The organism is Xanthomonas campestris pv. badrii (genome assembly GCF_012848175.1).
GTDB classification, from domain to species: domain Bacteria; phylum Pseudomonadota; class Gammaproteobacteria; order Xanthomonadales; family Xanthomonadaceae; genus Xanthomonas; species Xanthomonas campestris_C.
Map to the genome: position 1 here is coordinate 1,186,954 of NZ_CP051651.1, position 26,124 is coordinate 1,213,077.

The 26,124-nt window shown below is 66.8% G+C and carries 28 protein-coding genes and 1 other RNA gene; 11 read left to right on the forward strand and 18 right to left on the reverse strand.

Features of this window, described 5'->3' with window-relative positions; genetic code table 11:
• Positions 1-104: 104 nt before the first annotated feature.
• The 3 genes from nagZ (at position 105) to HG421_RS05095 (ending at position 1,792) form a co-directional block, all read left to right on the forward strand.
• Complete coding sequence (nagZ, locus tag HG421_RS05085) at positions 105-1,106, forward strand: beta-N-acetylhexosaminidase (protein WP_169705488.1); 1,002 nt, start codon at positions 105-107, stop codon at positions 1,104-1,106.
• Positions 1,106-1,660 carry a hypoxanthine-guanine phosphoribosyltransferase gene (locus HG421_RS05090; protein ID WP_169705489.1) on the forward strand — a complete coding sequence of 185 codons (555 nt, stop codon included), beginning with the start codon at positions 1,106-1,108 and terminating at the stop codon, positions 1,658-1,660. The genes nagZ and HG421_RS05090 overlap by 1 nt, the downstream gene beginning before the upstream one ends.
• A gap of 59 nt (positions 1,661-1,719) precedes the next feature.
• A non-coding RNA gene (locus HG421_RS05095) (sX9 sRNA) lies at positions 1,720-1,792 on the forward strand.
• A gap of 119 nt (positions 1,793-1,911) precedes the next feature.
• Here HG421_RS05095 and HG421_RS21420 read toward each other — a convergent pair.
• Positions 1,912-2,034, reverse strand: coding sequence for a hypothetical protein (locus HG421_RS21420; protein WP_266103536.1), 123 nt, complete (start codon positions 2,032-2,034; stop codon positions 1,912-1,914).
• On the opposite strand from HG421_RS21420, the gene HG421_RS05100 reads away from it, so the two are divergent.
• The 3 genes from HG421_RS05100 to HG421_RS05110 all read left to right on the forward strand — a co-directional run bounded on the left by HG421_RS05100 (position 2,033) and on the right by HG421_RS05110 (position 4,443).
• Entirely contained in the window at positions 2,033-2,785 is a 753-nt protein-coding gene (locus HG421_RS05100) for an S-methyl-5'-thioinosine phosphorylase (protein WP_169705490.1), read from the forward strand. The genes HG421_RS21420 and HG421_RS05100 overlap by 2 nt on opposite strands.
• An 87-nt stretch (positions 2,786-2,872) precedes the next feature.
• Positions 2,873-3,079 carry a transcription antiterminator/RNA stability regulator CspE gene (gene cspE, locus HG421_RS05105; RefSeq protein WP_104539631.1) on the forward strand — a complete coding sequence of 69 codons (207 nt, stop codon included), beginning with the start codon at positions 2,873-2,875 and terminating at the stop codon, positions 3,077-3,079.
• Between the two features lie 95 nt (positions 3,080-3,174).
• Complete coding sequence (locus HG421_RS05110) at positions 3,175-4,443, forward strand: FAD-dependent oxidoreductase (protein WP_169705491.1); 1,269 nt, start codon at positions 3,175-3,177, stop codon at positions 4,441-4,443.
• 77 nt (positions 4,444-4,520) lie between these two features.
• Here the strand turns inward: HG421_RS05110 and pdeM are convergent, their stop codons facing one another.
• The 11 genes from pdeM to HG421_RS05165 form a co-directional block, all read right to left on the reverse strand.
• Positions 4,521-5,165: a ligase-associated DNA damage response endonuclease PdeM gene (gene pdeM, locus HG421_RS05115; protein WP_169705492.1), complete on the reverse strand. Its 645-nt coding sequence runs from the start codon at positions 5,163-5,165 to the stop codon at positions 4,521-4,523.
• Positions 5,155-7,656, reverse strand: coding sequence for a ligase-associated DNA damage response DEXH box helicase (locus tag HG421_RS05120; protein WP_169705493.1), 2,502 nt, complete (start codon positions 7,654-7,656; stop codon positions 5,155-5,157). Before HG421_RS05120 ends, pdeM begins: the two co-directional genes overlap by 11 nt.
• Entirely contained in the window at positions 7,653-9,257 is a 1,605-nt protein-coding gene (locus HG421_RS05125) for an ATP-dependent DNA ligase (protein ID WP_169705494.1), read from the reverse strand. The genes HG421_RS05120 and HG421_RS05125 overlap by 4 nt, the downstream gene beginning before the upstream one ends.
• Positions 9,254-9,487, reverse strand: coding sequence for a hypothetical protein (locus tag HG421_RS05130; protein ID WP_169705495.1), 234 nt, complete (start codon positions 9,485-9,487; stop codon positions 9,254-9,256). Before HG421_RS05130 ends, HG421_RS05125 begins: the two co-directional genes overlap by 4 nt.
• A complete protein-coding gene (locus HG421_RS05135) occupies positions 9,484-10,506 on the reverse strand; it encodes a ligase-associated DNA damage response exonuclease (RefSeq protein WP_169705496.1) in 1,023 nt (340 codons plus the stop codon). The genes HG421_RS05130 and HG421_RS05135 overlap by 4 nt, the downstream gene beginning before the upstream one ends.
• Before the next feature lie 250 nt (positions 10,507-10,756).
• A complete protein-coding gene (locus tag HG421_RS05140) occupies positions 10,757-11,122 on the reverse strand; it encodes a hypothetical protein (protein WP_169705497.1) in 366 nt (121 codons plus the stop codon).
• Entirely contained in the window at positions 11,119-11,709 is a 591-nt protein-coding gene (locus HG421_RS05145; protein ID WP_169705498.1) for a bactofilin family protein, read from the reverse strand. Before HG421_RS05145 ends, HG421_RS05140 begins: the two co-directional genes overlap by 4 nt.
• Before the next feature lie 97 nt (positions 11,710-11,806).
• On the reverse strand, positions 11,807-13,516 hold the full coding sequence (locus HG421_RS05150) for a diguanylate cyclase (RefSeq protein ID WP_169705499.1): 1,710 nt from the start codon (positions 13,514-13,516) through the stop codon (positions 11,807-11,809).
• Between the two features lie 248 nt (positions 13,517-13,764).
• A complete protein-coding gene (locus HG421_RS05155; RefSeq protein ID WP_169705500.1) occupies positions 13,765-14,091 on the reverse strand; it encodes a hypothetical protein in 327 nt (108 codons plus the stop codon).
• 228 nt (positions 14,092-14,319) lie between these two features.
• The gene (locus tag HG421_RS05160) at positions 14,320-14,661 is read right to left on the reverse strand and encodes a hypothetical protein (RefSeq protein WP_016904096.1); all 342 of its coding nucleotides are present in this window, start codon (positions 14,659-14,661) and stop codon (positions 14,320-14,322) included.
• A 122-nt stretch (positions 14,662-14,783) separates the two neighbouring features.
• Positions 14,784-15,959, reverse strand: a complete 1,176-nt coding sequence (locus HG421_RS05165; protein ID WP_169705501.1) for a thiolase family protein — start codon at positions 15,957-15,959, stop codon at positions 14,784-14,786.
• A 157-nt stretch (positions 15,960-16,116) separates the two neighbouring features.
• Between HG421_RS05165 and HG421_RS05170 the strand changes: the two genes are divergently transcribed.
• Positions 16,117-18,975: an autotransporter serine protease gene (locus HG421_RS05170; RefSeq protein ID WP_169705502.1), complete on the forward strand. Its 2,859-nt coding sequence runs from the start codon at positions 16,117-16,119 to the stop codon at positions 18,973-18,975.
• 97 nt (positions 18,976-19,072) lie between these two features.
• Here the strand turns inward: HG421_RS05170 and HG421_RS05175 are convergent, their stop codons facing one another.
• The 3 genes from HG421_RS05175 to HG421_RS05185 all read right to left on the reverse strand — a co-directional run bounded on the left by HG421_RS05175 (position 19,073) and on the right by HG421_RS05185 (position 22,149).
• Complete coding sequence (locus tag HG421_RS05175; RefSeq protein ID WP_169705503.1) at positions 19,073-20,173, reverse strand: Glu/Leu/Phe/Val dehydrogenase; 1,101 nt, start codon at positions 20,171-20,173, stop codon at positions 19,073-19,075.
• Between the two features lie 156 nt (positions 20,174-20,329).
• Positions 20,330-21,586: a 2OG-Fe(II) oxygenase gene (locus HG421_RS05180; protein WP_169705504.1), complete on the reverse strand. Its 1,257-nt coding sequence runs from the start codon at positions 21,584-21,586 to the stop codon at positions 20,330-20,332.
• Positions 21,587-21,621: 35 nt separating this feature from the next.
• Positions 21,622-22,149 carry a M48 metallopeptidase family protein gene (locus HG421_RS05185; protein ID WP_169705505.1) on the reverse strand — a complete coding sequence of 176 codons (528 nt, stop codon included), beginning with the start codon at positions 22,147-22,149 and terminating at the stop codon, positions 21,622-21,624.
• Positions 22,150-22,567: 418 nt separating this feature from the next.
• On the opposite strand from HG421_RS05185, the gene HG421_RS05190 reads away from it, so the two are divergent.
• On the forward strand, positions 22,568-22,741 hold the full coding sequence (locus tag HG421_RS05190) for a DUF1328 domain-containing protein (protein ID WP_003489471.1): 174 nt from the start codon (positions 22,568-22,570) through the stop codon (positions 22,739-22,741).
• 162 nt (positions 22,742-22,903) lie between these two features.
• Here the strand turns inward: HG421_RS05190 and HG421_RS05195 are convergent, their stop codons facing one another.
• Positions 22,904-23,158 (reverse strand): DUF2789 domain-containing protein, encoded by a 255-nt coding sequence (locus HG421_RS05195; protein WP_169705506.1) that lies wholly within the window; start codon positions 23,156-23,158, stop codon positions 22,904-22,906.
• A 131-nt stretch (positions 23,159-23,289) separates the two neighbouring features.
• Here HG421_RS05195 and HG421_RS05200 point away from each other — a divergent pair, with 131 nt between their 5' ends.
• A complete protein-coding gene (locus HG421_RS05200) occupies positions 23,290-23,556 on the forward strand; it encodes a DksA/TraR family C4-type zinc finger protein (protein WP_169705507.1) in 267 nt (88 codons plus the stop codon).
• Positions 23,557-23,707: 151 nt separating this feature from the next.
• On the opposite strand, the gene HG421_RS05205 is transcribed toward HG421_RS05200, so the two are convergent.
• Positions 23,708-24,301, reverse strand: a complete 594-nt coding sequence (locus tag HG421_RS05205; RefSeq protein ID WP_169705508.1) for a mechanosensitive ion channel family protein — start codon at positions 24,299-24,301, stop codon at positions 23,708-23,710.
• A 430-nt stretch (positions 24,302-24,731) separates the two neighbouring features.
• Here HG421_RS05205 and HG421_RS05210 point away from each other — a divergent pair, with 430 nt between their 5' ends.
• Together HG421_RS05210 and HG421_RS05215 are read left to right on the forward strand one after the other, a co-directional pair.
• Positions 24,732-25,061, forward strand: a complete 330-nt coding sequence (locus HG421_RS05210) for a hypothetical protein (RefSeq protein WP_248279467.1) — start codon at positions 24,732-24,734, stop codon at positions 25,059-25,061.
• A 222-nt stretch (positions 25,062-25,283) separates the two neighbouring features.
• A complete protein-coding gene (locus HG421_RS05215) occupies positions 25,284-25,634 on the forward strand; it encodes a hypothetical protein (RefSeq protein ID WP_168968098.1) in 351 nt (116 codons plus the stop codon).
• Positions 25,635-25,770: 136 nt separating this feature from the next.
• Here HG421_RS05215 and HG421_RS05220 read toward each other — a convergent pair whose 3' ends face one another.
• Positions 25,771-25,956: a hypothetical protein gene (locus HG421_RS05220; RefSeq protein ID WP_029221706.1), complete on the reverse strand. Its 186-nt coding sequence runs from the start codon at positions 25,954-25,956 to the stop codon at positions 25,771-25,773.
• Positions 25,957-26,124 lie beyond the last annotated feature (168 nt).

The window sequence follows — 26,124 nt, forward strand, 5'->3', positions numbered from 1 at the left end:
GGGTTCGCCAGCCCTTGCCTGAATGCGCAATCTGACGCTGCCACGCGCATCTGCGACAATGCCGCGCTGCGCCCTCGTGGCGCCTGGCCCGGGAGTCCCCCAACATGCTTTTGATCGGCGTTGCCGGTACCGAACTCAGCGCACAGGAACGCGACTGGCTGCAGCACGATGCGGTCGCCGGCGTGGTGCTGTTCAAGCGTAATTTCGCCTCGCGCACGCAAGTGGCCGAATTGTCCGCCTCCATCCGCGCCGCCGCGCCGCGCCCGGTGTTGATCTGCGTGGACCAGGAAGGCGGCCGCGTGCAGCGGTTTCGCGAAGGCTTCAGCGCGCTGGCGCCGTTGCAGAGTTTGGGTGCGCAGTATGCGCAGGACCCGCAGGGCGCGCTGGCTGCGGCGCGCGCGCATGCACAGCTGATGGCCACTGAGGTGCGCGCCAGCGGCGTGGACCTGAGCTTTGCGCCGGTGGTGGATCTGGGCCGCGGCAATCGCGCCATCGGCGACCGCGCCTTCAGCGACGATCCGCAGGTCGTGGCCAGCTTCACCCGCGCCTACGTGCAGGCCCTGCATGGCGCCGGCATGGCGGCCACGCTCAAGCACTTCCCCGGCCATGGCACGGTGCTGGAAGACACCCATGTGGATCACGCCAGCGACCCGCGCTCGCTGGAGGTGCTGCAGGCCGAAGACCTGTTGCCGTTCGTGGCGGGCATCGAGGCCGGCGCCGACGCGGTGATGATGGCGCACGTGGTCTACCCGCAGGTGGCGCCGGAACCGGCCGGCTATTCGTCGCGCTGGATCGAGCAGATCCTGCGCGGGCAACTGGGCTTTCGCGGCGTGGTGTTCTCCGACGATATCGGCATGGCCGCCTCGTTCAGCGCCGGCGGTGTGGCCGGGCGCGTGCATGCGCATCTGGATGCCGGCTGCGATGTGGTGCTGGTCTGCCATCCGGAACTGGTCGACGAGTCGCTGCAGGCCGTGCAGGGCCGTCACCTCAATACCGCCGCGCTGATCGGCCTGATCGGGCGCGGTGCGCTCGGCTGGGACGGCCTGCTGGCCGGCACCGACGCTTCCTTCAACACTCCTTCTGCCCCTTTCGGAACACTCGCCTGATGTCCACGCTCACCATTTCCCAGGCCCTGGCCCAAGCCGATCTGCTGGTCGATCGCCCCGCCATCGACACGGCCGTCTCCACCATCGCCGACGCCATCGCACGCGACTATGCCGGCGAAGTGCCGGTGTACCTCACCATCATGCACGGTGCGCTGCCGTTCTCCGGCCAGCTGGCGCTGGAGCTGGGTGCGCGCGGCCAGGACCTGCAGTTCGATTACCTGCACGCCACCCGTTACCGCGGCGACACCGTCGGCGGCGAGCTGGTGTGGAAGCATCGCCCGGCCACCGCGCTGTTCGGTCGCCGGGTGATCCTGGTAGACGACATCCTCGATGAGGGCTACACGCTGCAGGGCGTGCGCCAGTGGTGCCTGGAGCAGGGCGCCACCGATGTGCGCGTGGCGGTGTTGACCGTCAAGCGTCACGACCGCTGCGTGCAGGGCGTGAGCGCCGACTACGTGGGCGTGGAAGTGCCCGATCGCTACGTGTTCGGCTTCGGCATGGACGTCAACGAGCAACTGCGCGGCATTCCCGCCATCTATGCGATGAAGCAGTAAGAGCGGCTGGCACACGGCCGCACCGCCGCCAGGCGGGCGTGGCCGGTGCTCGGTGCGGCATGTACCACTCGTGCACTCCGGTTCCAAGCGCGCCGTCCACACGCACCGGCGGCTGGCTGCGTTTTGTTAGCCGCCCCAGGTCCACACTGCGCGGCCGAGTGTGTCGGCTGCGCTCAAGGCCCGGGCAGTGCGCGGACGAGGTTCGTCGCGTGCGCCGAGGCTGGGAATGCGCAGAGCGCAGTCGCGCATGTTCAATCAAGTTCAATATCGACACCGACAGCCTCGTCGGCGTCGTTCGTCCTGGCCCGCCACTGCGCGGGCAATCTGGCGCGCGCCGCGCGCATCCACGTCCGTTCGTAGCAGAGGTCGTCCATGTCCCCCAATTCCATCGCCCTGGCCGTCATCGGCGGCACCGGTGTCTACACGCTTGCGCAGCTCGACGACGTGCAGACGCATGAGCTCGACACCCCGTACGGCGCACCGTCCGGGCCGATCCGTGTCGGCATGTTGCTCGGCCATCGCGTGGCGTTCCTGGCCCGGCACGGCGAGGGGCATTCGTTGCCGCCGCACAAGGTCAACTACCGCGCAAACATCGCTGCGCTGCAGCAAATCGGTGCTTCGCGCGTGCTTGCGCTCAACACGGTGGGCGGCATCACCGATCAGTTTGGACCGCGCGTGCTGGCGTGCCCGGACCAACTGATCGACTACACCTGGGGCCGCATTTCCACCTTCTGCGAAGAGCCGGGCAGCGAGGTGCAGCACGTGGATTTCGGCCACCCGTATTCGCCGATGTTCCGCAGCAAGGTGATCGCCGCCGCCAAGGTCACCGGCATCACGCTGGTGGCGGGCGGGTGCTACGGTGCAACGCAGGGGCCGCGTTTGGAAACGATTGCAGAGATCGCGCGCATGCGCCGCGACGGCTGCGACCTGGTCGGCATGACCGGCATGCCCGAGGCCGCGCTGGCGCGCGAAAAAGGCCTGGAATATGCGTGTCTGGCGATCGTGGCCAACTGGGCGGCCGGGTGTGGCGACGCCCTGGAGATCACCATGGCGGAGGTGTTGGCCAACGTGGATGCGGCCTCGTCCGGGCTGCCGGAGCTGATCGGCGAACTTGCACGCGGGTGATTGTCATCGGGGCATAAGCTTTGCATACTCGGCGCGTACGCACCGCCGTACACCACCCATTAATTATTGCAAAGGTCTCGCATCACCATGCCGAACGGTACCGTCAAGTGGTTCAACGACGCCAAGGGATTTGGCTTCATCTCACCGGAGGACGGCAGCGCCGATGTCTTCGCGCACTTCTCCGCGATCAACTCCAAGGGCTTCCGCAGCCTGCAGGAAGGCCAGCGCGTCAGCTATGACGTGACCCAGGGCCCCAAGGGTGCCCAGGCTTCGAACATCACGCCGATCGAGTAAGCTGACTCGATTGTGCGGTTGAAGAACCCCGCCATGGCGGGGTTTTTTTTGCGCCGGCCCAGACGGGCGGCAAGAGCAGAACAGAGTCGGGAACGATGCAACGGACATTGCGGATTGCGGTCGTGGGCTATGGAACGGCGGGTCAGGCCTTGGCGGTGCTGCTGGGCGCCGACGGCCACCAATTGGATGTCTTCGAACGCGCTACGGCGCCCGGGCCGGTGGGCGCCGGCTTCCTGTTGCAGCCCAGCGGCCTGCAGGTGCTGTGGAAGATGGGCCTGTTGTCGCAAGCCCTGGCACATGGCGCGCCGGTGCGGCGGCTCTACGGCGAAACACCCTGCGGGCGCGCGGTGATGGACATGCAGTACCGCGACCTGGACCCGCGACTGATGGGGCTGGGCATGCAGCGCGGAGCGTTGTTCTCGCTGTTGTGCGATGCCTGGCCCGAATACGCGCAGCTGCACACCGATACCCAGATCACTGCGATCGACCATGACAGCACGCGCGTGCAGGACCAGCGCGGGCAATGGCACGGCCCTTACGATCTGATCATCGCCGCCGATGGTTCGGCGTCGACACTGCGTGCGCAGGTGCAAGGCACGCGGCTGGACCGGGTATACCCGTGGGGAGCGTTGTGGTGCCTGCTGCCGCGCGAGGACTGGCCGTTCGTGGACGAGCTGCGTCAGCGCTATATCGGCGCACGCAAGATGATCGGGTTGCTGCCGGTCGGCACGCGCCCGGGGGACGATACTGCGCGCCTGAGCTTTTTCTGGAGCCTGCCATGCAGCGATTTCGCTGCATGGGAACAACGCGGCATCGATGCCTGGCGCGCCGAAGTGGCACAGATGTGGCCCGATGCGATCGCGCGCCTGCAGACGGTGCAGGTGCACACCGCGCTGGCACGCGCCAGCTATCGCGATGCGGTGATGACGCGCTGGCACCGCGGGCGTTTCGTATTGGCTGGCGATGCCGCACATGCGATGAGTCCGCAGCTGGGGCAGGGAGTGAACATGTCGCTGCTGGATGCACTGGCGATGCGCGACGCGCTGCGCGCCGGGGCCGATCTGGATGAGGCCTTGCTGCACTATCAGCGGCAACGCCAGGCGCATGTGGCGATCTATCACCGCTGGAGCCGCTGGCTGACGCCGCTGTTTCAATCCGAGCGCGATCTGTGGGCCTACGGGCGTGATCTGTTGCTGCAACCGATGGGCCGCGTGCCGGGTGGGCGTGGACACATGCTGCGCGTGCTCAGCGGTACCCAGCACGGCTGGTTCGGCAAGCTGGCGTTGGCACCGGAGTTTGTGGAGGCGTTGTCGCAGCCGGTGCCGCAGCCGATCGGCAAGGTTGGTGACTCGGTGGCGCGTTAGCGCGTGGCCGGTGTTGGAGTGGTCGGCAGGCCCTAGCGGGCAGTCTTCGGGCCGGGCGCACCCGCGGCAGCATGACGTCAACGCACCGGCAAGGCCACCGCATCGCCTTCCACGCAGGCAACCAGACGCTCGCCTTGGATCAGGGTCGGCACCACGCCGGCGGTGAACTGCGAGAACGCCGGCAGGATGGTCACGTTTTCGCGCAACCAGAACGCCGGCCAGCGCCGCGACAGCCCGGGCAGTGCCGCCAGCGGATGCAGATGCCCGCACAGCACATGGCCGGTGGGGTGCGGCAGTGGATCGTGGCGCAGCACGAACGGGCCGTCTTCGACCTGTTCGCCGGCTGCTTCGATATGCAGGTCCGCACCCGCCAGGGCGCGATCGTGATTGCCGCGGATGGCGATCACGCGCAAGCTGCAATGCTGTTCGCGCCAGGCGCTCCAGCGCCGATGCCAGGCCGCACGCGGTGCCGGTCCATGCAGCAGGTCGCCCAGAATCCACAGCGCGTCCACCTCGCGCTGCGCGAGCAAGGCATCGAGCCGGTTCAGATCATGTGCGGTGCCGCCTGCCGGCAGCCCGATGCCGGCACGCCGGAACACATCGGCCTTGCCCAGATGCAGGTCGGCAATCAGCAAGGCACGCCGCGCCGGCCGGTACAGCGCGCGTTCGCCGAGCAGTTCCACGGTTTCGCCGCCCAGCTGCAGCTGCACGCTATCGCCCATGCTTGCGCTCCAGTTGTTCGGCGGCGCGCAACACGCGCGCTTTCCAGTCTTCGGTGCTCAGCTGGCCACGCACGCGCTCGGCCCACAGCGGGAACGACAACGGAGTGAGGCTGCGTGGCCTGCACAGGCGCAGCTCGCGCCGGGCGCAGTCCTCCAGCGCATGCGCCAGGCGCGCCAGTTCCAGTTGGCCTTCGAACACCTCGCGTTCGGCTTGCGCCAGCAGCAGATGGTCGGGATCGAAGCGCTGCAGGACGTCGTAGAGCAAACCACTGGAGGCCTGCAGCTGGCGCAGGCTGCGCGGTGCGCGGCCGGGCAACGATGGCGACAACAGGCCGGCCACGCGTGCGATCTCGCGGAATTGGCGGCGTGCCAGCTCGCCCAGGTTGAGGCTGTCGCGCAGATCGTCGAACAGGCCAACCGGCGATAGCAGTGCCTGCAGCAGGTCGGCATCGATCTCGACGTCCTGCGCCGGCGAGAGCACGAAGCCGTAATCGTTGGCGGCGAAGCTGAAGGTGTTGCGCTGGCGACGGCCCCAGCGTGCGGCCAACAGCGCGGCCAAGCCTTCGTTGACCTGGCGGCCGGCGAACGGATACACGAACACATGCCGGCCATCGCGCGCCTTGATGCTTTCCACCAACAGATGGTCCGGGCTGGGTAATGCAGACAGCGCGGCCTGCAAGTGCACCAGCGGTGCCAGCGCCTGCATCTCGGGTGCGTCGCCGGGGTCGGCAAATAGCGCTTCGACTTCGCGCCCCAATGCCGACGACAGCGGCATGCGCCCGCCCATCCATTTGGGCACCACGCCGCTGCCGCCTTTTGCCACGCGTACGTATGCGGTCATGTCTTCCAGGCGCACCAGTTCCAGCAGCCGGCCGGCGAACTGGAAGCGGTCGCCGCGGCGCAGGCGGCCGACGAACTGTTCTTCCACCGCGCCCAGCCGGCCGCCACGCAGGAACTGCACGCGCACGCTGCCATCGCTGGTGATGGTGCCGATGGACAGCCGATGGCGCAGCGCAACGCGCCGATCGGTGACGCGGTAGATGCCATCGTCGTCGCGGATCACCTTGTGGAAATCCGGGTAATGCGCCAACGCGCTGCCGCCTTGCACGATGAAATCGAGCACTGCCGTCCAGGTGGCCGGGTCCAGTGCGGCGAAGGCATCGGTGCCGCGGACTTGCGCGAACAAGGCATCGGCATCGAAGCCGCCGCCGAGCGCGAGGGTGACGCAGTGCTGTGCCAGCACGTCCAGCGACAGCCGCGGCGGCGGCCGCGCTTCGATGTGGCCGTGGGCAATCGCACGACGCGCAGCGGCGTACTCCACCAGTTCCAGCGCATGCGAGGGCACGCACACCACGTGGCCGGATTCGCCGGGCCGGTGACGCGCGCGGCCGGCGCGTTGCAGCAACCGCGCAATGCCCTTGGGGCTGCCGACCTGCAGCACCTGATCGACCGCCGGAAAATCCACGCCCAGATCCAGGCTGGAGGTGGCCACCACGCAGCGCAAGTTGCCATCGCGCAGCCCTTGCTCGGCTGCTGCGCGCAAGCCCGGGTCCAGCGAGCCGTGGTGCAGCGCAAGCGTGGCCGGATCCTCCGGCCATACTGCGCTCAGGGCCTGGTGCCACAACTCCGCCTGTGCACGCGTATTGGTGAAGACCAGGCTGGTGTTCTGTTGCTGGATCTTCTGCAGCACGCGCGCCAGTTGCGCCAGGCCCAGGTGGCCGGCCCACGGAAAGCGCTCGCCGCTGTCGGGCAACAGCGTCTCCAGCGTCATGGCACGTGGCCTGACGCCGGACACCAGTGCGGCATCGGGCAGATGCGGCAGCAGCACGTCGCGTGCCTGCGCCAGATTGCCCAAGGTGGCCGACAGGCCCCAGATGCGCAGTGTCGGCGTCCAGCCGCGCAGGCGGGCCAGGCACAGCTGCAGCAGCACGCCACGCTTGTTGCCCAGCAGCTCGTGCCATTCGTCCACGATCACGCAGCGCAACGCCGACAGCTGCGGCGCGGTGTCCGGGTACGACAGCAACAGGGCCAGCGATTCGGGCGTGGTGACCAGCACATCGAGCTTGCCGCTGCGTGCCAGGCGCTTGTCGCGCGCGCTGGCATCGCCGGTGCGCAGTCCCACCTGCCAGTCCAGCCCCAGTGCTTCCACCGGTTCGCGCAATGCGCGCGCGGTGTCGGCGGCCAATGCCCGCAACGGCGTGATCCACAGCACCTGCAGATTGCGTTGCTGCTGGCGCCGCGCAGGTGCAGCAGGTTTGCCTTGTTTAAGCGGTAACTTGCGCCCGCGCGCAGCCAATGCGTCCAGCAATGGCCCGCCGAACGCCGCCAGCGTCTTGCCGCTGCCGGTGGGCGTGTGCAGCAAGCCGGATTCGCCATCGAGATAGCGCTTCCACACATCGCGTTGAAATGGCAACGGCGCCCAGCCCCGCTGTGCGAACCAGTCGCGCCACTGCTGCAAGGGCGTGCCGCGTGCGTGCTGCGCCGCCGTCACCGCGCCAGTGCCTGCAGGCTGCTCAGGTGATCGGCCTCGGACATCGGCTTGTCCTGACGCCAGCGCAAAATGCGTGGGAAGCGCACCGCAATGCCGGATTTGTGCCGTGCGCTGCGATTGACCGCTTCAAACCCCAGCTCGAACACATGCTGCGCAGCGACCGCGCGCACCGGGCCGAACCGCTCGGTGGTGTTGGCACGAATCCAGCGATCCAGCTGCAGGATTTCCTTGTCGTCCAGGCCCGAATACGCCTTTGCGATCGGCACCAATTGACCCTCATGCCACAGCCCGAAGGTGTAGTCGGTATAGAGCGTGCTGCGCCGGCCGTGGCCGGCTTGCGCGTACAACAACACCGCATCGATGGTGAGCGGGTCGATCTTCCATTTCCACCAATCGCCGCGACGGCGACCAGCCTGATACACGGAGTTGGCGCGCTTGAGCATCAGCCCTTCCACGCCGCGTTCGCGCGCTTCCGCGCGCACCTGCGCTGCGGCTTGCCAGTCGCTCACCTGCACCAGCGGCGAGGCGACGATGCGCGGGTCTGCAAGCGCGGAGAGCACGCCTTCCAGCAATGCGCGTCGCTCCTGCAGCGGGCGCTCGCGCAGGTCTTCGCCCCCCAGTTCCAGCAGATCGTAGGCGACTACGCGTGCGGGTGCGGCCGCCAGGGTCTTGGGCCCGGGCTTGAGCCGCTGGATGCGCGTCTGCAATGCAGTGAACGGCATCGGCAGGGGCTGCTCGGGTTGCCAAGCCAGCAGCTCACCATCGATGACGGTGCCGTCGGGCAACTGCAACGCCGCCTGCTCGATCTCCGGAAAGCGGCCATCCAGGCGTTCTTCGCCACGCGACCACAAGGCGGCTTCGCCCGCACGGCGAATCAGCTGCAGACGGATGCCATCCCATTTCCATTCCAGCAGCCAGTTGTCGACCGCGCCCAGTGTTTCCACTTCGGCTTCCAGCGGCGATGCCAGGAAGAACGGGTAGGGTTGCTGGCGGTCGCCGGGCAATTCCTCGCTGGTCAACAGCTCGGCCAGGTAGGTGGGATGCGGGCGCCAGCTGCCCAGCATGCGTTGGGCGATGCGGGCGATGTCCACGCCCGACAACTCGGCCAGCGCCTGTTGCACCAGCCGCTGCGAGACGCCCACGCGCAGGGCGCCGGTCAGCAGTTTGTTGAACACCAGGCGCTCGTCGAAAGCCAGGCTGCGCCAGGCCTGCACGATGCATGCCTTGCGCACGTCCACATCCTGGTTGGCGATCGGCAACAGCCGCTGTTCGATCCAGTCGGCCAGCGGCAGATCGGCCGCTTCGGTGGCCGGGTCGTCGAGCAGCAATGCCAGCGTTTCGGCCAGGTCGCCTACGTGGTCGTAGCTGTCGGCCACCAGCCAGTCGGCGATCCCGGCGGTGTCGGTGATCCATTCGCGCAGCTCGCCGCTGCTGGCAATGCGCATGCGGCTGCTGGCGACCTTGCCGCCAGCGAGCAGGTACAACGCCCAGGCCGCATCCAGCGGAGCGGCGTCGCGGAAATAGGCGACCAGCGCGGCACGCTTGTCGAGCGTGCCGGTGCTGCGGTCCAAGGTGCGGTACAGCGCAGCGAATCGCTTCACCGCAGCGCCTGCGCCGTAGCGTGTCGGTCGGCTGCGCGCAGCTCCAGCGCGCGGCGCGTGAATGCAGCCAGCGTGCGTGGGCGGCGTTGCGGCCGAGGTGGGCCGATGACGGCGGCCGGTGCGCTGCGGTGCACGCGAAATGCCAGCGCATGCCGGCGGAACGCCAGTGCGCCGCTCAAACGAATGCGCGGACGTGCGCGCGTATACCGGCGTGCGGGCAGCGGGTTCATTCCTCGGCTCCAAAGTCGGTGCGGAAGGCTTCGGCTGCCACGCCGCGCTCGCGCAGGTGCTGGATCAGTGCATCGGTGTTGCCATGGGTGGCGATCACGCGGCGCGCGCCGGTGTCTTCGATGGTGCGCAACAGGTCCGGCCAATCGGCATGGTCGGACACCACGAAGCCGCGGTCGTAATTGCGCCGCCGCCGGTTGCCGCGGATGCGCATCCAGCCGGAGGCGAATCCCTGCTGCGCATGCCGGAAACGGCGGATCCAGGTGCTGCCCGCGGCCGAAGGCGGCGCCAGCACCAGCTGGCCGGCGTAGTCGGCGCCGCGTGCATGCTCGCTGACCGGTTGGGTGTCCAGCATCGCAATGCCGGCCTGGCGGTACACCTCCACGCCGGTGGCGATCGCGCCATGCAGCAACGCCGGTTGCCTGTCCCAGGCGCGCAGTTCGGCCAGCACACGCTGCGCCTTGCCCAGCGCGTAGCAATACAGGATGGCGGCCTCGCCGCGCGCGGCGCATTCGTGGCGCCAGGCGACGATGTCGGCGGCAACGCCCGAGGTGTCCGGCCAGCGATACACCGGCAGGCCGAACGTCGCTTCGGTGATGAAGGTGTCGCACGGCACCACCTCGAAAGGCTTGCAGGTGGGATCGTGCTGGCGCTTGTAGTCGCCCGAGGCCACCCAGACCTCGCCATCCACTTCGATGCGAACCTGCGCCGAGCCCAGCACGTGTCCGGCCGGATGCAGCGACACGCGGGCACGTCCCAACATAAACGCTTCACCATCGGCGTGCGTGTGATAGGCCTGTTCGCCAAGCCGCCACTGCAGGATCGGCAGGCTTTCGCGCGTGCAGTGGTACTCGCCCATGCCGCTGCGCGCGTGGTCGCCGTGACCATGCGTGATCACCGCACGCGGCACCGGCCGCCACGGGTCGATATGGAAGTCGCCCTGCGGGCAATACAGCCCATCGGGCCCCAGCACCACCAGATCGCCGCGTGTGTGAGAGATGTCGTCGTTGCCGTTGCGCATGCGGCAACTCTGGGCAAGCCGGTGTGCAGATCCTGAGAATGGGAATGCCTCCATCGGCACAGGTGTGCGGCAAGCGTTGGTCGGGCGCCGTTGCATGCCGCGCTGCGCTTTCAATCCAGCGCGGACGTGGCCCCATCGAAAACGGCCAGTCACAGCCGGCAAGCGGGCATCTGCGCAGGCTGCAGATCAACTACTCCGCGCGAGGCCCCAATCCCAAATTCCGGTCGGCCGATGCTGGCCCAGCAACACCCTAATGCCGCGTGCGCCGGCCAGGCGAACGCACGGCCGCCGCTTCCACTGCCAGGGTGAAGCCGCGTTCTTCGCCGCCCAGCATCGCGCCCACATCGACGACCTGGCGCCGGATCTCCTCGCCTTTGCCGTTGCGCACGATCACCACCACCGTGTATTCCCACGGATCGCCATCGGCAGGATGGCGAATGGTGCCGTCGACCTTGAGCGGCACGATCGGCGCCGGCTGCGCGTGCTGCGCAGCCGCCGAGTCGAAGCGCAGGTGGTGCTTGCAGGCCGGGCAGACGCTGGCGCTTTCCAGGATCGTGGCCTTGCAATGCGGGCAGCTGCGGGTAGCGCCGGGCGTGCCCGGGCGGGGTGCACTCATGGGGCGTCGCTGTCGCCACCGCCGCTGCTGTCGGCGGCGCCACTGCCGCCACTGCCGTTGCTCTTGTTGCCACCGCCGGGCTTGGCCGCGTCCTCGCCCCAGCCGAAATCCGCCTGGCCGCGCATCCGCGCACCCGAGGCCACGGTCAGGCTGCCGGCCTTGACGTCGCCGACCAGCACGCCGGAGGTCTGCAGCTCCACCTGTGCGGCCGATTCGATATTGCCTTCCAGCTCACCGGCAATGATGACCTTGTTGGCGCGCACGCCGCCGTTGAGCTTGGCGCCGCGTTCGATGGTGAGATCGCCCTTGACGTTGACATCGCCCTTGAAGCGGCCGGCCAGACGGACATGGCCGGCGCCCTCGATCTTGCCCTCGATGCTGATGTCGGCGGCGATCAGCGACTCCTTGGCCTCGCTCTGCCGTGGCGAGAGCGTAGCCGCGGGCGTCACGCCCGGCGTGGCGGCGGCCGGCACGGGCGGGGCCGGGCTGGCGTCTGCGGTAAACAGCCGTCCGTCGGCGGCCGGAACCTCGGGGGCAGGGGGAACACCGTCTTTCTTGTTGGGACCTTGATCGCGCCACATCGACATCGGATTGCCTCGCTTCGGGGGTCGAAGCCGACTATCGCCGCGTCAATCGATCTTTTTTGTGACAGCGCGCCCAATCCAGGATCGACGCGATGCGTGCTCAGTCCAGCGCAGGCAGTCCTGCGCCATGGCGCTCGACCCGGTTGCGTCCCCGATGCTTGGCCGCATACAGCGCGGCATCGGCCTTCTGGATCAGGCTGGCAGCCAGTTCGCCATCGGCCGGGAAGCTGGCCACGCCGATGGAGGCGGTCACCCGCGGCAACGCACGCTGGCCGTCGCTGACCGCCAGCGCCGCGATGTGGCCGCGGATCTGGTCGGCCACGCGCATGGCCTCCTCGCCATCGGCCTCGGGCAGGATCACGGTGAATTCCTCGCCGCCGTAGCGGCAGGCCACGTCCTCGGCGCGCAGGCGGGTCAGCAGCAATTCGCCCACTGCAGCCAGCAGCAGGTCGCCGCCGGCGTGCCCCTGGCTGTCGTTGAATTGCTTGAAATGGTCGACATCCAGCATCAGCACCGATAGCGGCAGCCCACGTCGCGCACAGCGCGCCAGTTCATGGCTGAGCGATTCTTCCAGGTAGCGGCGGTTGTATAGGCCGGTCAGCGCATCGCGGATCGATTGCCGGCGCAGCGATTCGCGCAGGCGCAGATTGCTCAACGCCAGCGACAGCTGCTCGGCTGCCGCCTCGGCGATCTCCAGCCGCGGCATCGGCCCCGGGCCAGGCGAGGACAGAAACAGGAAGCCGAGTTGGGTGCCCTGCGCCGACATCGGCAGGCACGCGGTGCTGACGGGCAGGTCGGTGTCAGGCATTTCGATATGCGCGCACACCGCATCCCGGCGCAGGTCATCGACGACATGCGGCTGGCCGCGGCGCAAGGCCCAGCATTCTTCCGGCAGCAGGTGCGGGGCGCTTTGTACCGGCGGCTCGCCCCAGTGGCTGATCGCCTCGGCACGGTCCTGCGATGCGCGCAGCAGATACACGCTTCCGGCAACGCCGGGCAACAGGCTGGCCAGGGTGCGGCTGGTGACCACCAGTGCTTCCTCTGCACTGATGCAGCTCTGCAGCAGCCCGGTATAGCGGCTGAGCAGGTTGAGATCGGCGGTACTGCGTTGCAGCGCGCCCACGCTATCGCCCAGCTCGCGATTGGCCTGCGCCGCCAGGCGTTCGGCCTGCGCCCGATGGCGCAATTCGCGCATCAGCAAGGCATACACCGCGCCCACCACCAGCAGCCCGAACGGAATGCCGGCCAATGCCAGTACCAGCAGCAAGGTGGCGCTCTGCCGGCTGCTTTCGGCGCGTTGCGCCAGCAGCTCCTGTTCGCGCTGCACCATCGTCAGCGCCTGCTCGCGGATGGCGCTGGTGGTCCGGAACGCGGTCTGCCGGATGTTCGCCCGTGCCGGCTCCAGGCCGCTCTGCGCGTAGACATCCAGCACGCGCTGGATCTGCTGCAGCCGCGTCTGCACAAGGGCCTGCAACTGTTCCAGATGCTGCTCCTGCGCGGGGTTGTCGACGATCAGCCGGCGCAGGTTGGCGAGCAGGATCGGCAGGCGTTCGACGCTGGTCTGGTAATCCAGCAGGTAGGCGTCGTTGCCGGTCAGCAGGAAGCCGCGCTGCGCCGATTCGGCATCCAGCAACCGCGCCTGGATTTCGTCGACCCGGCCGATCACCTCATGCGTATGCGACACCAGGGCCGCATCGGCCAGCGAGCGACGTGCACCGACAAAGATGCCAACGCCGATGGCGATAAAGATCAGCGCAGAGAAGGCCAGCGCCAGCTGGTTGCGGCGGCGCGATGTAAAGGAAGAGGGCATGGCCGAATGCTAGCGTGCCAGCCTCGACAACACGAGTGCGATGCCGGCCGGAGACGTGCGCGCCGGCACGAAATGGCCGGCGCGCAAACGAAGTAATGCAATGTGATGGGAGTGGCTGGCGCCTTGGTGGCGAGCGTCCGTCATCAGACATGGGCGGCATGTTGACGCCTGGGTCCAGGCGATAGCCACGCCGGCCGTCATGCGCTGGATACGCGCTTGCAGATGAGCGCATCCAGCGTCACTGGCGCTCAGTGCTGGGGATGCTCGGCGTCGTGCTTGTCGGCATTCTGCTCGGCCTTGTTGGCCAGCTCGCGGGTCTTGTCCGCGGTGGCGTCGGCGGCATTGGCGGTGGCGCGGCTGGCGTCGGCAGCCAGCTCGCGCGCGGCGACGCGTGCATCGGCAGTGGCGGCCTTGGCTTCCACGGCGGCGCGGTCGGCGGCCTGTTCGGTCGCGGCGGCAGCGTGCTTGGCGGCCGAGGCAGCGTCGCGGCGCGCCTGCTCGGCGTCAGGGCCCTGGCAGGCGGCAAGAGTGAGCGCAGCGATGGCGCTCAACGACAGCATGCGGATCGTCTTCATGGGTGGTCCTGTTCCTGTTCCGGTAGTGGAGAGCGGAGCTTAGGCAGGGGCCGATGCAGCCTGCGTCAAGGTGCAGCCTGCTACCCGATGCCGGGCAGGCAGGAGATCTGGTGGCGATGCAGTGACGCGTCTCTGGCGAACAGCAGAGAACCAGCGTGGATGACAGGCAAAGAAAAAGCCGCTGGAAACCAGCGGCTTTCTCCGAACGCGCTCAAAGCGAAGAAGTGATTACTTCTTGGCTTCTTCGGCGGTGTCCTTGGCAGCTTCGGCGGTGTTTTCAGCCGTCTTGGCAGCGTCGGCAGCCTGCTCAGCAGCAGCGTCGGTCGCGGCGCCGGAAGCAGCCTGGGCAGCGTCAGCAGCGGTGTCGGCCGAAGCAGCGGCGGTGTTGGCAGCAGCCTGAGCGGCGTCAGCCGACTGCGAGCCCGAGGCAGCAGCCTGGTCGGCAGCGGTCTGAGCGTCGGCAGCAGCTTCGTTGGCCGAAGCAGCAGCGTCCTGAGCCTGTTCCGGCTTCGAGCAAGCGGTCAGGGCCAGGCCCAGCGCCATTGCGATCAGCAGCTTGTTGATGGTCATTGTTTCAATCCTCGTCGTTAGATTAGGCAACGCGCTATTGCGCGCCCCCGACATGATGACGGCCACAAGACGGGTGTCAAGCGCACGCGCATTCAGTTTTGCAAAATCGCCGTTAAATGCTGTTAAATCAATTCGATAGCGATGGCGGTCGCTTCGCCGCCGCCGATGCACAGCGTCGCGATCCCGCGCTTGCCTCCGCGCGTGCGCAACGCATTCACCAATGTCACCACCAATCGTGCACCGGATGCACCGATCGGATGACCCAATGCGCAGGCGCCGCCGTGAACATTGACCTTGTCGTGCGCGATGCCCAGCTCCTTGATCGGCACCATCGGCACCACGGCAAAGGCTTCGTTGATTTCAAACAGGTCCACCTCGTCCAGTTGCCAGCCGATCTTGCCGAGCAGCGACTGGATGGCCGCCACCGGCGCGGTGGTGAACCACTCCGGCGCCTGCGAGTGGGTGACATGGCCGACGATACGTGCCAGCGGGGTCACGCCACGACGTTGTGCGTCGTCGGCACGCATCAGCACGGTGATCGCGGCGCCGTCGGAAATGCTCGACGAACTGGCCGCGGTCACGGTGCCGTCCTTCTTGAAGGCCGGCTTCAGGGTCGGGATCTTCGCCACGTCGGATCTGCCGGGCTGCTCATCGCGATCGACGATGACCTCGCCCTTGCGCGTGGCTACCGTGAACGGGACGATTTCTTCGGCGAACACGCCGCTGTGCTGTGCGGCCTGTGCACGTTCCACCGAGGCGATCGCGAACGCGTCCTGGTCGGCGCGGCTGAACCCGAACTTTTCAGCAGTGGCTTCGCCGAACACGCCCATGGCCTGGCCGTCGTACGGGTTGGTCAGGCCGTCCCAGGCCATGTGATCGACGGCCTGGAAATTGCCGTAGCGGTTGCCGGTGCGCGAATTGGGCAGCAGATGCGGTGCGTTGCTCATCGACTCCATGCCGCCGGCAACCACGATGCTGGCCGAGCCGGCCTTGATCAGGTCGTGGCCGAACATGATCGCCTTCATGCCCGAGCCGCACACCTTGTTGATGGTGGTGGCGCCGGTCGAGGTCGGAATGCCGGCCGCGATGGCGGCCTGGCGTGCCGGCGCCTGGCCGAGATTGGCCGGCAGCACGCAGCCAACGATGACCTCGGAGACATCGGCCGGGGCGAGCCCCGACTGCGCCAGCGCGCCTTCGATCGCGGCAGCGGCGAGCGCAGGTGCCGGCACTGCGTTGAATTGGCCAAGGAACGAGCCGATGGCGGTGCGTTTTGCAGCAACGATGACGATGTCGGACATGAGTGGATACCGTTTAAAGTGAAACGATTATCTGCCTCATGGCCGGATCGCGCCAGCGCACGCCGCGCTGGAGCAAGTGCATCGCATACAGTATAAAAATCCATAGTCGGGCCCGGGGTTGGGTCCGTTCCATGGAATGGGTTCGGGGAGAACACCGATGAAAAAAGGGGATGTTGCGAGAACTGTGCTGGCTTCGGCGCTCGCCGTGGCGTTGACCGCGTGCGGCGGTGGTGGGGGCGGCGGTGGCGGTGGTATCCGCCCAACGCCGCCGGTGTCGCCGCCGCCGACATCGCCTCCACCTCCGCCGCCTCCGACCTCCCCGCCGCCGCCCACGTCACCGCCACCGCCGGTCACCGCACCGACGCCGGAGCCGGCGATCGATGCGCATCTGGCGCTGACCAATGCACGTGCGGCGCAGGCCTTGGGCTTCACCGGCGCGGGGTATCGCATCGGGGTCATCGACAGCGGCATCAACGCCAATCATCCGGCGCTGCAGGGGCGGGTGAGCGACAGCTTCATCTATGTCGATCCGCGAACCAACAACGTCGCGGTGGGCGACGTGGTCGGGCACGGCACCATCGTCGCCGAGCTAGCGGCCGGGCGCGCAGTGAACCAATGGCCGGGCGGTGTTGCACCCGGCGCCGGGCTGGTGTCTGCGCGCATCATCAGCGACCGCGCGCCGGTGGACGATGGCAGCGGCCAAGGCAATGAAGTGGATGGCCCGCTCGGATTGGGACCCGTGCACACGGACCTGATCGGTGCCGGCGTGCGCATCATGAATAACTCCTGGGGCGGCCTGTACTGGAACGATGCATCGGTCACCAACCAGATCGCGCAGGAATACCGGTCTTTTGTCATCAACAACGATGGCCTGGTGGTGTTTGCCGCAGGCAACGAGTCGCGTGCGCAGCCTTCCGACACTGCGGCACTTCCCAGTCAGCCTGGCCCCAACGGCACGTTGCCGGCAGCGGACCTGGAGCGGGGGTGGCTGGTCGTCGGTGCGCTGGATACCGCCAATCCCACGCAGTTGGCGTCGTACTCCAACGCCTGCGGCGTGGCGCTGCGCTATTGCCTGGTGGCGCCAGGGACGTCGATGTTCATCGATCCCGATGCCACCGCCAGCAACATCGGTTATTTCTATGGCAGCGGGACCTCGTTTGCCGCACCGCTGGTCTCCGGCGCAGCGGCGCTGGTATGGCAGGCGTTTCCGTATTTCACCAATGATCTGGTGCGCCAGACGCTGCTGGGAACGGCCACCGACCTGGGGGCCGCAGGCGTCGATCCGGTGTTCGGCTACGGGCTGCTCGATGTGGGCAAGGCGGTACTGGGGCCGGCGCGATTCGACTGGGGCACGGTGGACGTCAACGTGAACACCTTGCGTTCGACCTGGGCCAACGACATCAGCGGCAGCGGTGGCCTGACCAAGCGCGGAACCGGTACGCTGGTCTTGGGCGGCACGGCCAATACCTTCACCGGCGATACCCAGGTACTTGGCGGCAGCTTGCAGACCGCCAGCCTGCAGAGTGCACGGGTAGGTGTCGCCAATGGGGCGAGCCTGATCGGTGCCGGCAGGATCGGCGGGCGGGTCGACAATGCCGGCACGCTGCAGGTCAACAGCGCAGTGCTCTCGGTCGATGGTAACTATACCCAGGGCAGTACCGGGCGCCTGGCGCTCAACGTCGGCGACCGCTTGAACGTGGGCGGCACTGCGACCATCGCCGGCGACCTGCAATTGCTTGGCCGGCGCAACTACGTCGTCGACAACACCACCTATCCGGTATTGCAGGCAACCAACGGTTTGCAGGGTACGTTTGCAACGACCAGCAGCGGGCCGGCAGTGACCTTCCTCAATGCCACGGTGACCTACGACGCCAACACCGCGTTCGTGTCGCTGCAGCGCATGGATGTCACCGCGGTCGCCACCTCGCTCGGTGCGGTGGGGACGGCGTCGATGGACGCTGCGGTTCGGGTGGAACAGGCGTTCCAGCAGGTGGATGCGCAACAGCTGCAGGGCAGTGGCGCGATCAGCGGCAGCTTCATGCGTGCCGCGGCAGCGTTGCAGCAGGCGCCCGATGCAAAGGCGGCAGCGGACTCGCTACGCAGCCTGTCCGGGCGTGCGCATGCGGCATCGGCGGCCATGACCTTCGACACCATCGATCTGGGGCGGCGTGCGCTGGCGTCGCATTTCGATGGCCTGTCGCAGCAGCCGCGCCTGCTCGGCACCTGGCAACGCGCGCTGGGTGGTCCGGGCGAGGGTGGGGTGACCACCGCCGGATTTGCCACCTCCGGCTGGATGATGGGCAACGACCTGCGCCTGGCGTCTGGCGCGGTCACCGGCTTTGCGTTCGGTGAAACGCGCTCCAACAGCCTGGGCGATCTGGACGGTGCTCGTGGCCGCGATCGTCAGGTGCAGGCACAGCTGTACTGGGGCACCACGCTGGGGGCGGCTTATACGCTCGGGCAGCTGGGGTTTGGCAACGTCAACCGGCAGATCGAACGGAACCTGCAGTTGGGCGAAGACCGCAGCAGCGCCTTCAGCGATTACAGCGGCAGTTATCTCAGCAGCAATCTGGAAGCCGGCTACCGCTGGGGACATGCGGCCGCCTCGCTGACCCCATACATGGGGCTGGACTATGTGCGCCTGCGTAGCGAAGGCTTCCGCGAAAGCGGTGGCGACGGGTTCGGTCTGCGTGCCGATGCGAATACGTCATCGCGCACCCAGCTGCTGGCAGGCGTGCGGTCGGCGTACCGCTGGCGTGGCCTGCAGTTGGGCGGGTATGCCGAATGGCAGCAGGCGCTGAGCAGCCAGGGCCTGCTGCTGGATGCCAGCTTCATCGGTGTGGATGCCTGGGCGCCGTTGCGCGGCATGCAGCCGGCGCGTTCGGGCGGGCTGTTCGGAATCGCCGCGTCGGCGCCACTGGGGCAGCAGAGCCAGCTGCGTTTCGGTTACGACCAGCGGGTGGGCGAGCGTGGCGACGATCGCGCGCTGAGCCTGAAGTACAGCGCCGATTTCTGATCGGCGTGCATGACGCCCGGGCGCAATGCCCGGGCGTGGCGGTCACAGCGGCGATCGCGTAGTGCGCAGATCGTTACGCCACACTGTCTGTTTCCAGTTACTCGCCGCGGAGTTTGTGCAGGAAGCGCGGCGCAGTACGGCCCAGCGGCAGCTTGAGTTTGCTGATCGCCTCGATGCGGGTTTCGGCGATCTGATCGGCCGCCACCTGCGGTGAAACGTCCTGCTGCGCCGACAGGTCGAAGACCTTTTCCAGGTTGTGGTAAATGCTGCGGATCAGGCGCATGGCGCGTTCGCGGTTGTAGCCGTCGATTTCCAGCGAGACATTCATCACCCCGCCGGCATTGACCACGTAATCGGGCGCACAAAGGATGCCGCGCCGGTGCAGTTCCTCGCCGATGGCGGCGCTGGCGAGCTGATTATTGGCGGTGCCGCAGATGATCCTGGCCTTGAGTTGCGGCAGGGTCTGTTCGTTGATGGCCCCCTCCAGCGCGCAGGGAGCGAAGACGTCGGCCGCGACCTGATGGATCTCGTCCGGGCGCACGGCCTCGGCGCCGTACTCGGCGACCGCGCGGTCCACCAGTGCCTGATTCAGATCGGCCACGTAGAGTTTGGCGCCGCGTTCCTTGAGCAGCTTGACCAATTCCATGCCGATGTGGCCCAGGCCCTGGATCGCGATGCTGGCCTTGCCCACTTCCTCATGGCCAAGCTTGCGATTGAGCGAGGCCATCAGCGCCTGCAGCGCGCCATAGGCGGTGAAGGGAGCTGGGTCGCCGGAACCGCGATGCACCTGGTGCACGCCAGTGACGTACTCGCTTTCCAGGTAGATCTGCTCCATGTCGTTGACGTCGGTGCCGACATCTTCGGAGGTGATGTAGCGCCCGCCCAAGGTGTCCACGAACCGGCCGAATGCGCGAAACAGCGCCTCGCTCTTGTCGGTCTTGGGGTCGCCGATGATCACCGCCTTGCCGCCACCGACGTTCAGGCCGGCCAGTGCGTTCTTGTAGGTCATGGTGCGGCTGAGGCGCAGTGCATCGTCCAGCGCCGCCTCGCTGGTTGGGTAGGGACGCATGCGCACGCCGCCCAGGGCGGGCCCGAGCCGCGTACTGTGCAACGCAATGATGGCCTTGAGACCGGCATCGCGGTTGTGACAGAAGATCACCTGCTCGTGGCCGGTGGTGTCGAGGGTTTCGAAAAGCATCGAAGGCTCCGCGGGGCTGCGTGATGTGCCTTCCCTGAGGCCGGGTCTGCACCCGTGCAATGGGAAACAAAAAACGCGACGTTTGCAGATCCAGTCCGGTCACGTCGCGCTGCAACATTTTAAACCACGTCGACAGGGGGTTGTGTATGAATCTGTTCACCAATCCCGATAGCGCCGCTGCCGAAACCACAGCGTCCCCAGCCACTTGCTTCCGGCCGTGACCGGCAGCCCGGCATGGAGCGAATCCGGATCGGGGCGGCCATCGGGGTGGAGATTGTCGAAGCACACCACGGAGCCGGCACGCGGCCGTACGCGGAGACCTGCGATCGGGAACTCGGTCTGGCCGCCTGCTTCGACTGCATTGAGGTAGACGCAGACGGTACGCAGACGATTGCCGGCAGCGGGGCGGTCGGCCGCCACTCTGCCTGCCGGCAGGTAGTCACGATGTGCGCGATAGTGCTCGCCGGGTGCATAGCACAGCACCGAAAGCGGTTCGGCGTGGGCCAGTGGCAGTCGCGCGCACGCGGCCAGCCGCGCCTGGGCCGCACGCGCCGCAAAGTCTTCCAGAACCGGATCCAGTGTGGCGCCGCGGCTGGTGCGGACCGGTGTGTGGTGCGTGCCTGCATCATTGGGATCTACCACCTGGGAGGCGCGTAGATGTGGGCGCGCCAGCAGGATCAGCAACCGACATTCGTCGGCGGACAGCACGGCCGAGTGTTCCTCGATCAGCGGCCCCAGGTGGCGCCGCGTCGGCAGGCCGTGCGGCGTAAAGCGTACGCTGCTGGCCTCGCTGGCCTCGGCGGGCTCGGGAGGCGCAATGTCGAGATCGGGAAGGGCGGTAATGCCCAGCGGCTGCAGCTGCTGCAGGAGATGGGCAGCAGCTTCCGGCTGACGAGGCACACCTTCGCCGCGTTGCAGGCGCTCGGCAAGCAGGACCGCCGCGGGCACGTCCCCGACCGATGCGGCGTGTTCCAGCAGGCCGACGCAGCGCTGTTGCTGGCGCGGATCATTGATCCGGCCGTGCTGGATCGCCAACGCGCGCAGGGCCGGGGGATAGCCGGCCGCCGCCGCCGCGTGCAGGCGCGCAAGCCCCTGGGCTTCCAGCTCCACTGGGTTACTGCTGACTGCCAGCGTCGCCAACAGGTAACCCGCTGCCGCGGCACCGCCGCGTTCGGCGTTTTGCCAATGCATTTGTGCCTGATCGACATCCACCGTGCAGCCGATGCCGTACGCCAGCAGGCGGCCGGCCTCGATGTGCGCAGTGGCATCGCCAGTCGCTGCACTGCGCAAATACCAGGCAAGGGACTCTTCTGCCTGGCCGCTGCGTATCAGTGCCTGTGCCAGGGCATTCATGGCCGCAGGTTGTCGGCTTTGTGCGGCAAGCAGAAGGCTGTCGAGTGAGGGTGCATGCATCAGTGCATCCTAAGCCCTGGCTCTGTCCTGCGCGATCAGTTGCCTGCTTGAAGTGCCAGATGGGTCAGGTACAAACGCAGATCGAATTCCAGCTGGTGGTAATCCGGGCGCATGTGGTGACACAGTTGGTAGAAGGCCTTGTTGTGATCGGCCTCTTTCAGGTGCGCCAGCTCGTGGGCCACGATCATGTGCAGGAAGGGTTCGGGCGCGTCACGAAACACCGAGGCAATGCGGATCTCGCGGCTGGCCTTGAGCCGGCCGCCGTGGACGCGCGAGATGGCGGTATGCGTGCCCAGTGCGTGCTTCACCACCTGCAGATGGTTGTCGTAGACGGCCTTGTGCAAGGTCGGGGAGGAGCGCATGTAACGCTCCTTCATGGCCTTGACGTAGTCATACAGGTGGCGATCGGTGCGGATGGAGTGCCGCTCCGGATAGCGCTGTGCCAGTACCGCGGCAAGCTTGTCCTGCGCAATCAATTCGCGCACCTGATCCAGGACGGCGGGTGGGTAACCGGTGAGGTAGCGAAGGGTGTCCATGGCGATCGGGTGCGGCGAGAACTGCATGATCGCCGATGCGGGCAGAACTGGCGACTGTTCCGATGGGATGCTCGCCAGCAGTGAATTTCAAGCGATGGCGGGAATGTGGATGTTGTGGAGGCCGCCGTGACGGTCGCAAAAGCCGTTGTGAGGTGGCAGGCGGGCGGCTGGTTGCGCGGAGCGTTTTCGTCGACGCAATGCAGAGTTCAAAAGCGGACGCTATCGAACCAGTGTAAGGCGACTGCATGGCTTCAGTGGTGTGGCTACGTACCTGCGGGCTGGCACTGCTGCGTCAGTCCGGGGTGATGGACGTGTGCCAGCGTGTGTCATGCGTATTCACGAATGCGGCACATCCGGGTGGGTAGCGTGCAGCGCATGTTTTGCGGCGATGTGCCGCGAATACACGATTGAACGATTGCACTGTGTCGAACTAGGAGACAACAACATGATCAAGTGGGCCATTATCTTCGCCATCATCGGACTGATTGCCGGTGCGCTTGGATTTGGTGGAATGGCAGGCGCCGCGATGGGCATTGCCAAGTTCCTGTTCTGGGCCGGCATCATCATTGCCATCGTGCTGTTCGTGCTGGGCATGACGATCGCCAAGAAGGTGACCTGAGGCGGCACGCAGATTCTCGCGAAGGCATCTCGACGAGTGCCATGCAGCCAAGAAGAGCGGCCATTGGCCGCTCTTTTCTTTTTTTACGTGATTTTCCGGCTACAGTGCCGCAGGCGGCCGCAACCGTAGTTGGTACCCACAGATTGCCGGTCTGACCTGTCGTCAGACGCCGGTGTTGTCGGCCGTGGTATGCAGCGCGATGTTGAGCTGATCGATGGTCACGATCCAGTCGGCATCGTCGAGGCGTTCTTCACGCAGCAACTGCGCCTGTGCAGGCGTCCAGAACGGCGCCTCCTCCAGTCGCATCTCGCCCGGCAGCGGCGAATGTTCGGCGATGAAAGTGCGAATACTCGCCTCGTCTGACGGAAGGCCAAGCTGGGCAAACAATTCCGAGAACGGATGAACGGGGTGTTCCATTGCAACTCCTTTGTAGGTGCAGGCGATCGGATGTTAGAGCAGGCAGTTTGAGGGCACTGTGCACGGCCGGCTTGGATTTGCCTGCGCCGATGACCATAGTGTCAGCCTGACCAGCGAAGGGTGAGACCACCATGGCAACCGGATGGGCGGGTGATGGAGCGGTGCAGGACCAGATCGATGCCACTGTCGAGGATGCAATCAAACGCGCACGGAGCCAGCTGCACCGGGGGCCTAGCCTGACGCACTGCGAGGACTGTGACGCATCGATTCCAGAGGCGCGTCGCAAGGCCGTGCCGGGCGTGCACCTGTGCGTGAGCTGTCAGGAAATGCATGATCAGGAGCTTGGGGCGCAGAGCGGCTTCAACCGCCGTGGCAGCAAGGACAGTCAGCTGCGCTGACCGGGCCGGTGGCCTGTCCGTCAGCATGCGGGCGCAAGGCTGTGTCGTGCGAACGGAGCAGGCGATACCTTGGCACGCGCATGCGACAAAGCGCCGATGTACATGGCGGCGCAGCTCGCGTGGCACGCCAGCCGCGTGAGCTGCTGCGCTGTTAGCTTGCGTTGAAGCCGCTACTCTCGCGCCAACGACGCGTCGTGCGCTGGAAGAACAGGCTGTTGGGTACCTGCAGTACGCTGCCGGCATGGTCGCCGGTTTCTTCCAGCGTCGTGTAGATCACATTGATATCGATCACGCGCCCCTTCAGGCCTGGCTTGTCGCCCCCTTCGAGCAATTCGATGTGGTCGTGCAGCCGGAAGGGGCGGGTGGTGATGATCAGGAATGTGCAGAAGATATTGGACAGCACACTCCACGCAGCGAAGAACGCGACCGCGCCAACCGCTGCAAAGCTGGTGAAGGCCGTCCACAGCACGGCGGTCGAAACCCCAAGCACATGCAGCGCAATGAGAATCGCACTGAGCGAAATCACGAAGCTTCCGACGCGGCGAATACCAATCGTAATCTCGGCCGGGACGCTGTAATGCGCGCAGATGCGCCGCAAGAGTTGGCGCAGCAGTAACCGGGTTAGCGCCGCCACCGCGAGGATCATGACGATCTTGATCGTTGGCACCGCCACCGCCAGCCATTCCGGATTCCAGTGCGGCAACAGACTGCGGATCATGGCGGGCAAGGCATCGGACGCGGACATCACTGCATGGGAAGGCGGAACAGGCGCCCATTGTAACGTGCGACTGCCGACCACCAGGAGCAGGGCATCAATGCACGCTCACCCCGCCAGACACGCTGCCCGCCGCGATCGGCTTGCTCGGGGCGTTGCGATGGGTGACGCTGCCAGGTCTGCTCGACGGCACGGGCCGGCATCCATCCAGCCAAGCCATCCAGGCCAACGCAGGAAGACTGCGGCCACGCGATGCGTCGCAGGCACAGTTCGATCCGGGTAAAGGTTTTGCGCTCCAGCGGCAGGGCGGGGATGCGATCGCTGCAACGCCAGGCCGATCCGGCGGCGGGTGAGCACGTGAGATTCATGTGCGAAAAAAGGCCGCAGCAACGCCTGCCACCTGCGCAGGTGTGGGAACGCATCGCTCCCGCAATGGCGCCGGGTACTACCGGCACTCGGCGTGGCCCTGGCCGCGGCGGTGGCCGTGATCGCGGTGGTGCCCGGCATCCACCGGCCGGCGCCACCACCCGCACAGCCGGCGCTGGTGCTGCAGGCGCAGGCGATGGCTGGGCAACACCAGCCGGCCATGGCGGAATTTCCGCTGCAGCAGGTGCCGGTGGAGCTGCGGCCCGCGCTGGACGCGCTGGATCACAGTGCCTGCAGCATTCATGCCGCCATCGTGCAGAGCCCGCGTTCGGCCTTTTCGTTCTCGCAGCTGCAGCGTACCTACGCCAAGCGGCTGCAGTTGACCCGTCTCGCCTTGCAAGGCGAGGCGTCCTTAACGAGTTGAGAAGCATGCCCATGCGCTACGCCACCGTTTCCCTGCTGCTGTTGGCCGCGTTTTGCGCTAAGCCTGCGGCAGCGCAGACTGCCGTGAATCAGCGTCATCCGCTGGTGCGCGGAGGGCGAGTGGAACTGGGAAACATGGCCGGCAAGATCCGTTTGCGCGGCTGGGCCCGCGACCAAGTACGGTCAGCGGGAGATCGACGCGCAGGCCGGCGCCAGCGGCGGGGTGTCGGTCGAATCGGTATCCGGTCAGATCCGGATCGGCGCCGGCCAGGTGTCGCAGTTGCGCTCGGAAAGCGTATCGGGCGCGACCGTATTGACAGTGGCCGGGCTGGCGCCGGGCGGCAGCATTTCTGCAGAAAGCGTCAGCGGCACGACCACGCTGGGGCTGCCGCGCAACGTGCCGGCAGCGCTGGACGTGGACGTGTTCAGCGGCCACATCCGCTCGGTGGTCGGCAAGGTCGAGCGCCCCGAGTACGGCCCCGGCAAGCACCTGGGCACCACGCTGGGCGGCGGCAATGGCGACATCAAGCTGGAGTCGCACTCGGGCTCGGTGCGTATCGACTACACCAACTGAGCCGCGGCAACCGGGCCTGCAAAACAAACGTGCCACCTTGCGGTGGCACGTCGGTGAAACACTTCAGGGCAACCCTTGCAGGCAACTGCCGGTCTGCTCGCCGCCCGGCGGGGGCAAAACGACAGCAGCGTGCCGCTCAGCCGATCTTGTCGCCATCGTTGCGCGCGGGGCCGAAGTTGGTGGTGAGCACTTCGATCCGGCCGCCGGTCTTGCGGAACGCGGCAATGTCGGCAGCGATGCGCTCACGACTGAGCGGCTGCGACTTGCCTTCGCTGCGAGCGATGCTGGGCTGGGATTTCTGCTTGGTCGCGGGACGTGCCATGTGGCCTCCTGTAGCGGGGAAGTGCAATGACACCGCGTGCGGCGAAGAGTGGCGCGCGCGTGAAGCGGTGTCGAGAAGTGCGATCGCGCTCGGTGCGCAATCGCGGCGGCACGGCGGGCGTGCCTTGCCGGCATGACGGCGGGGCGTCAGGCAGCAACCGTGCATTAT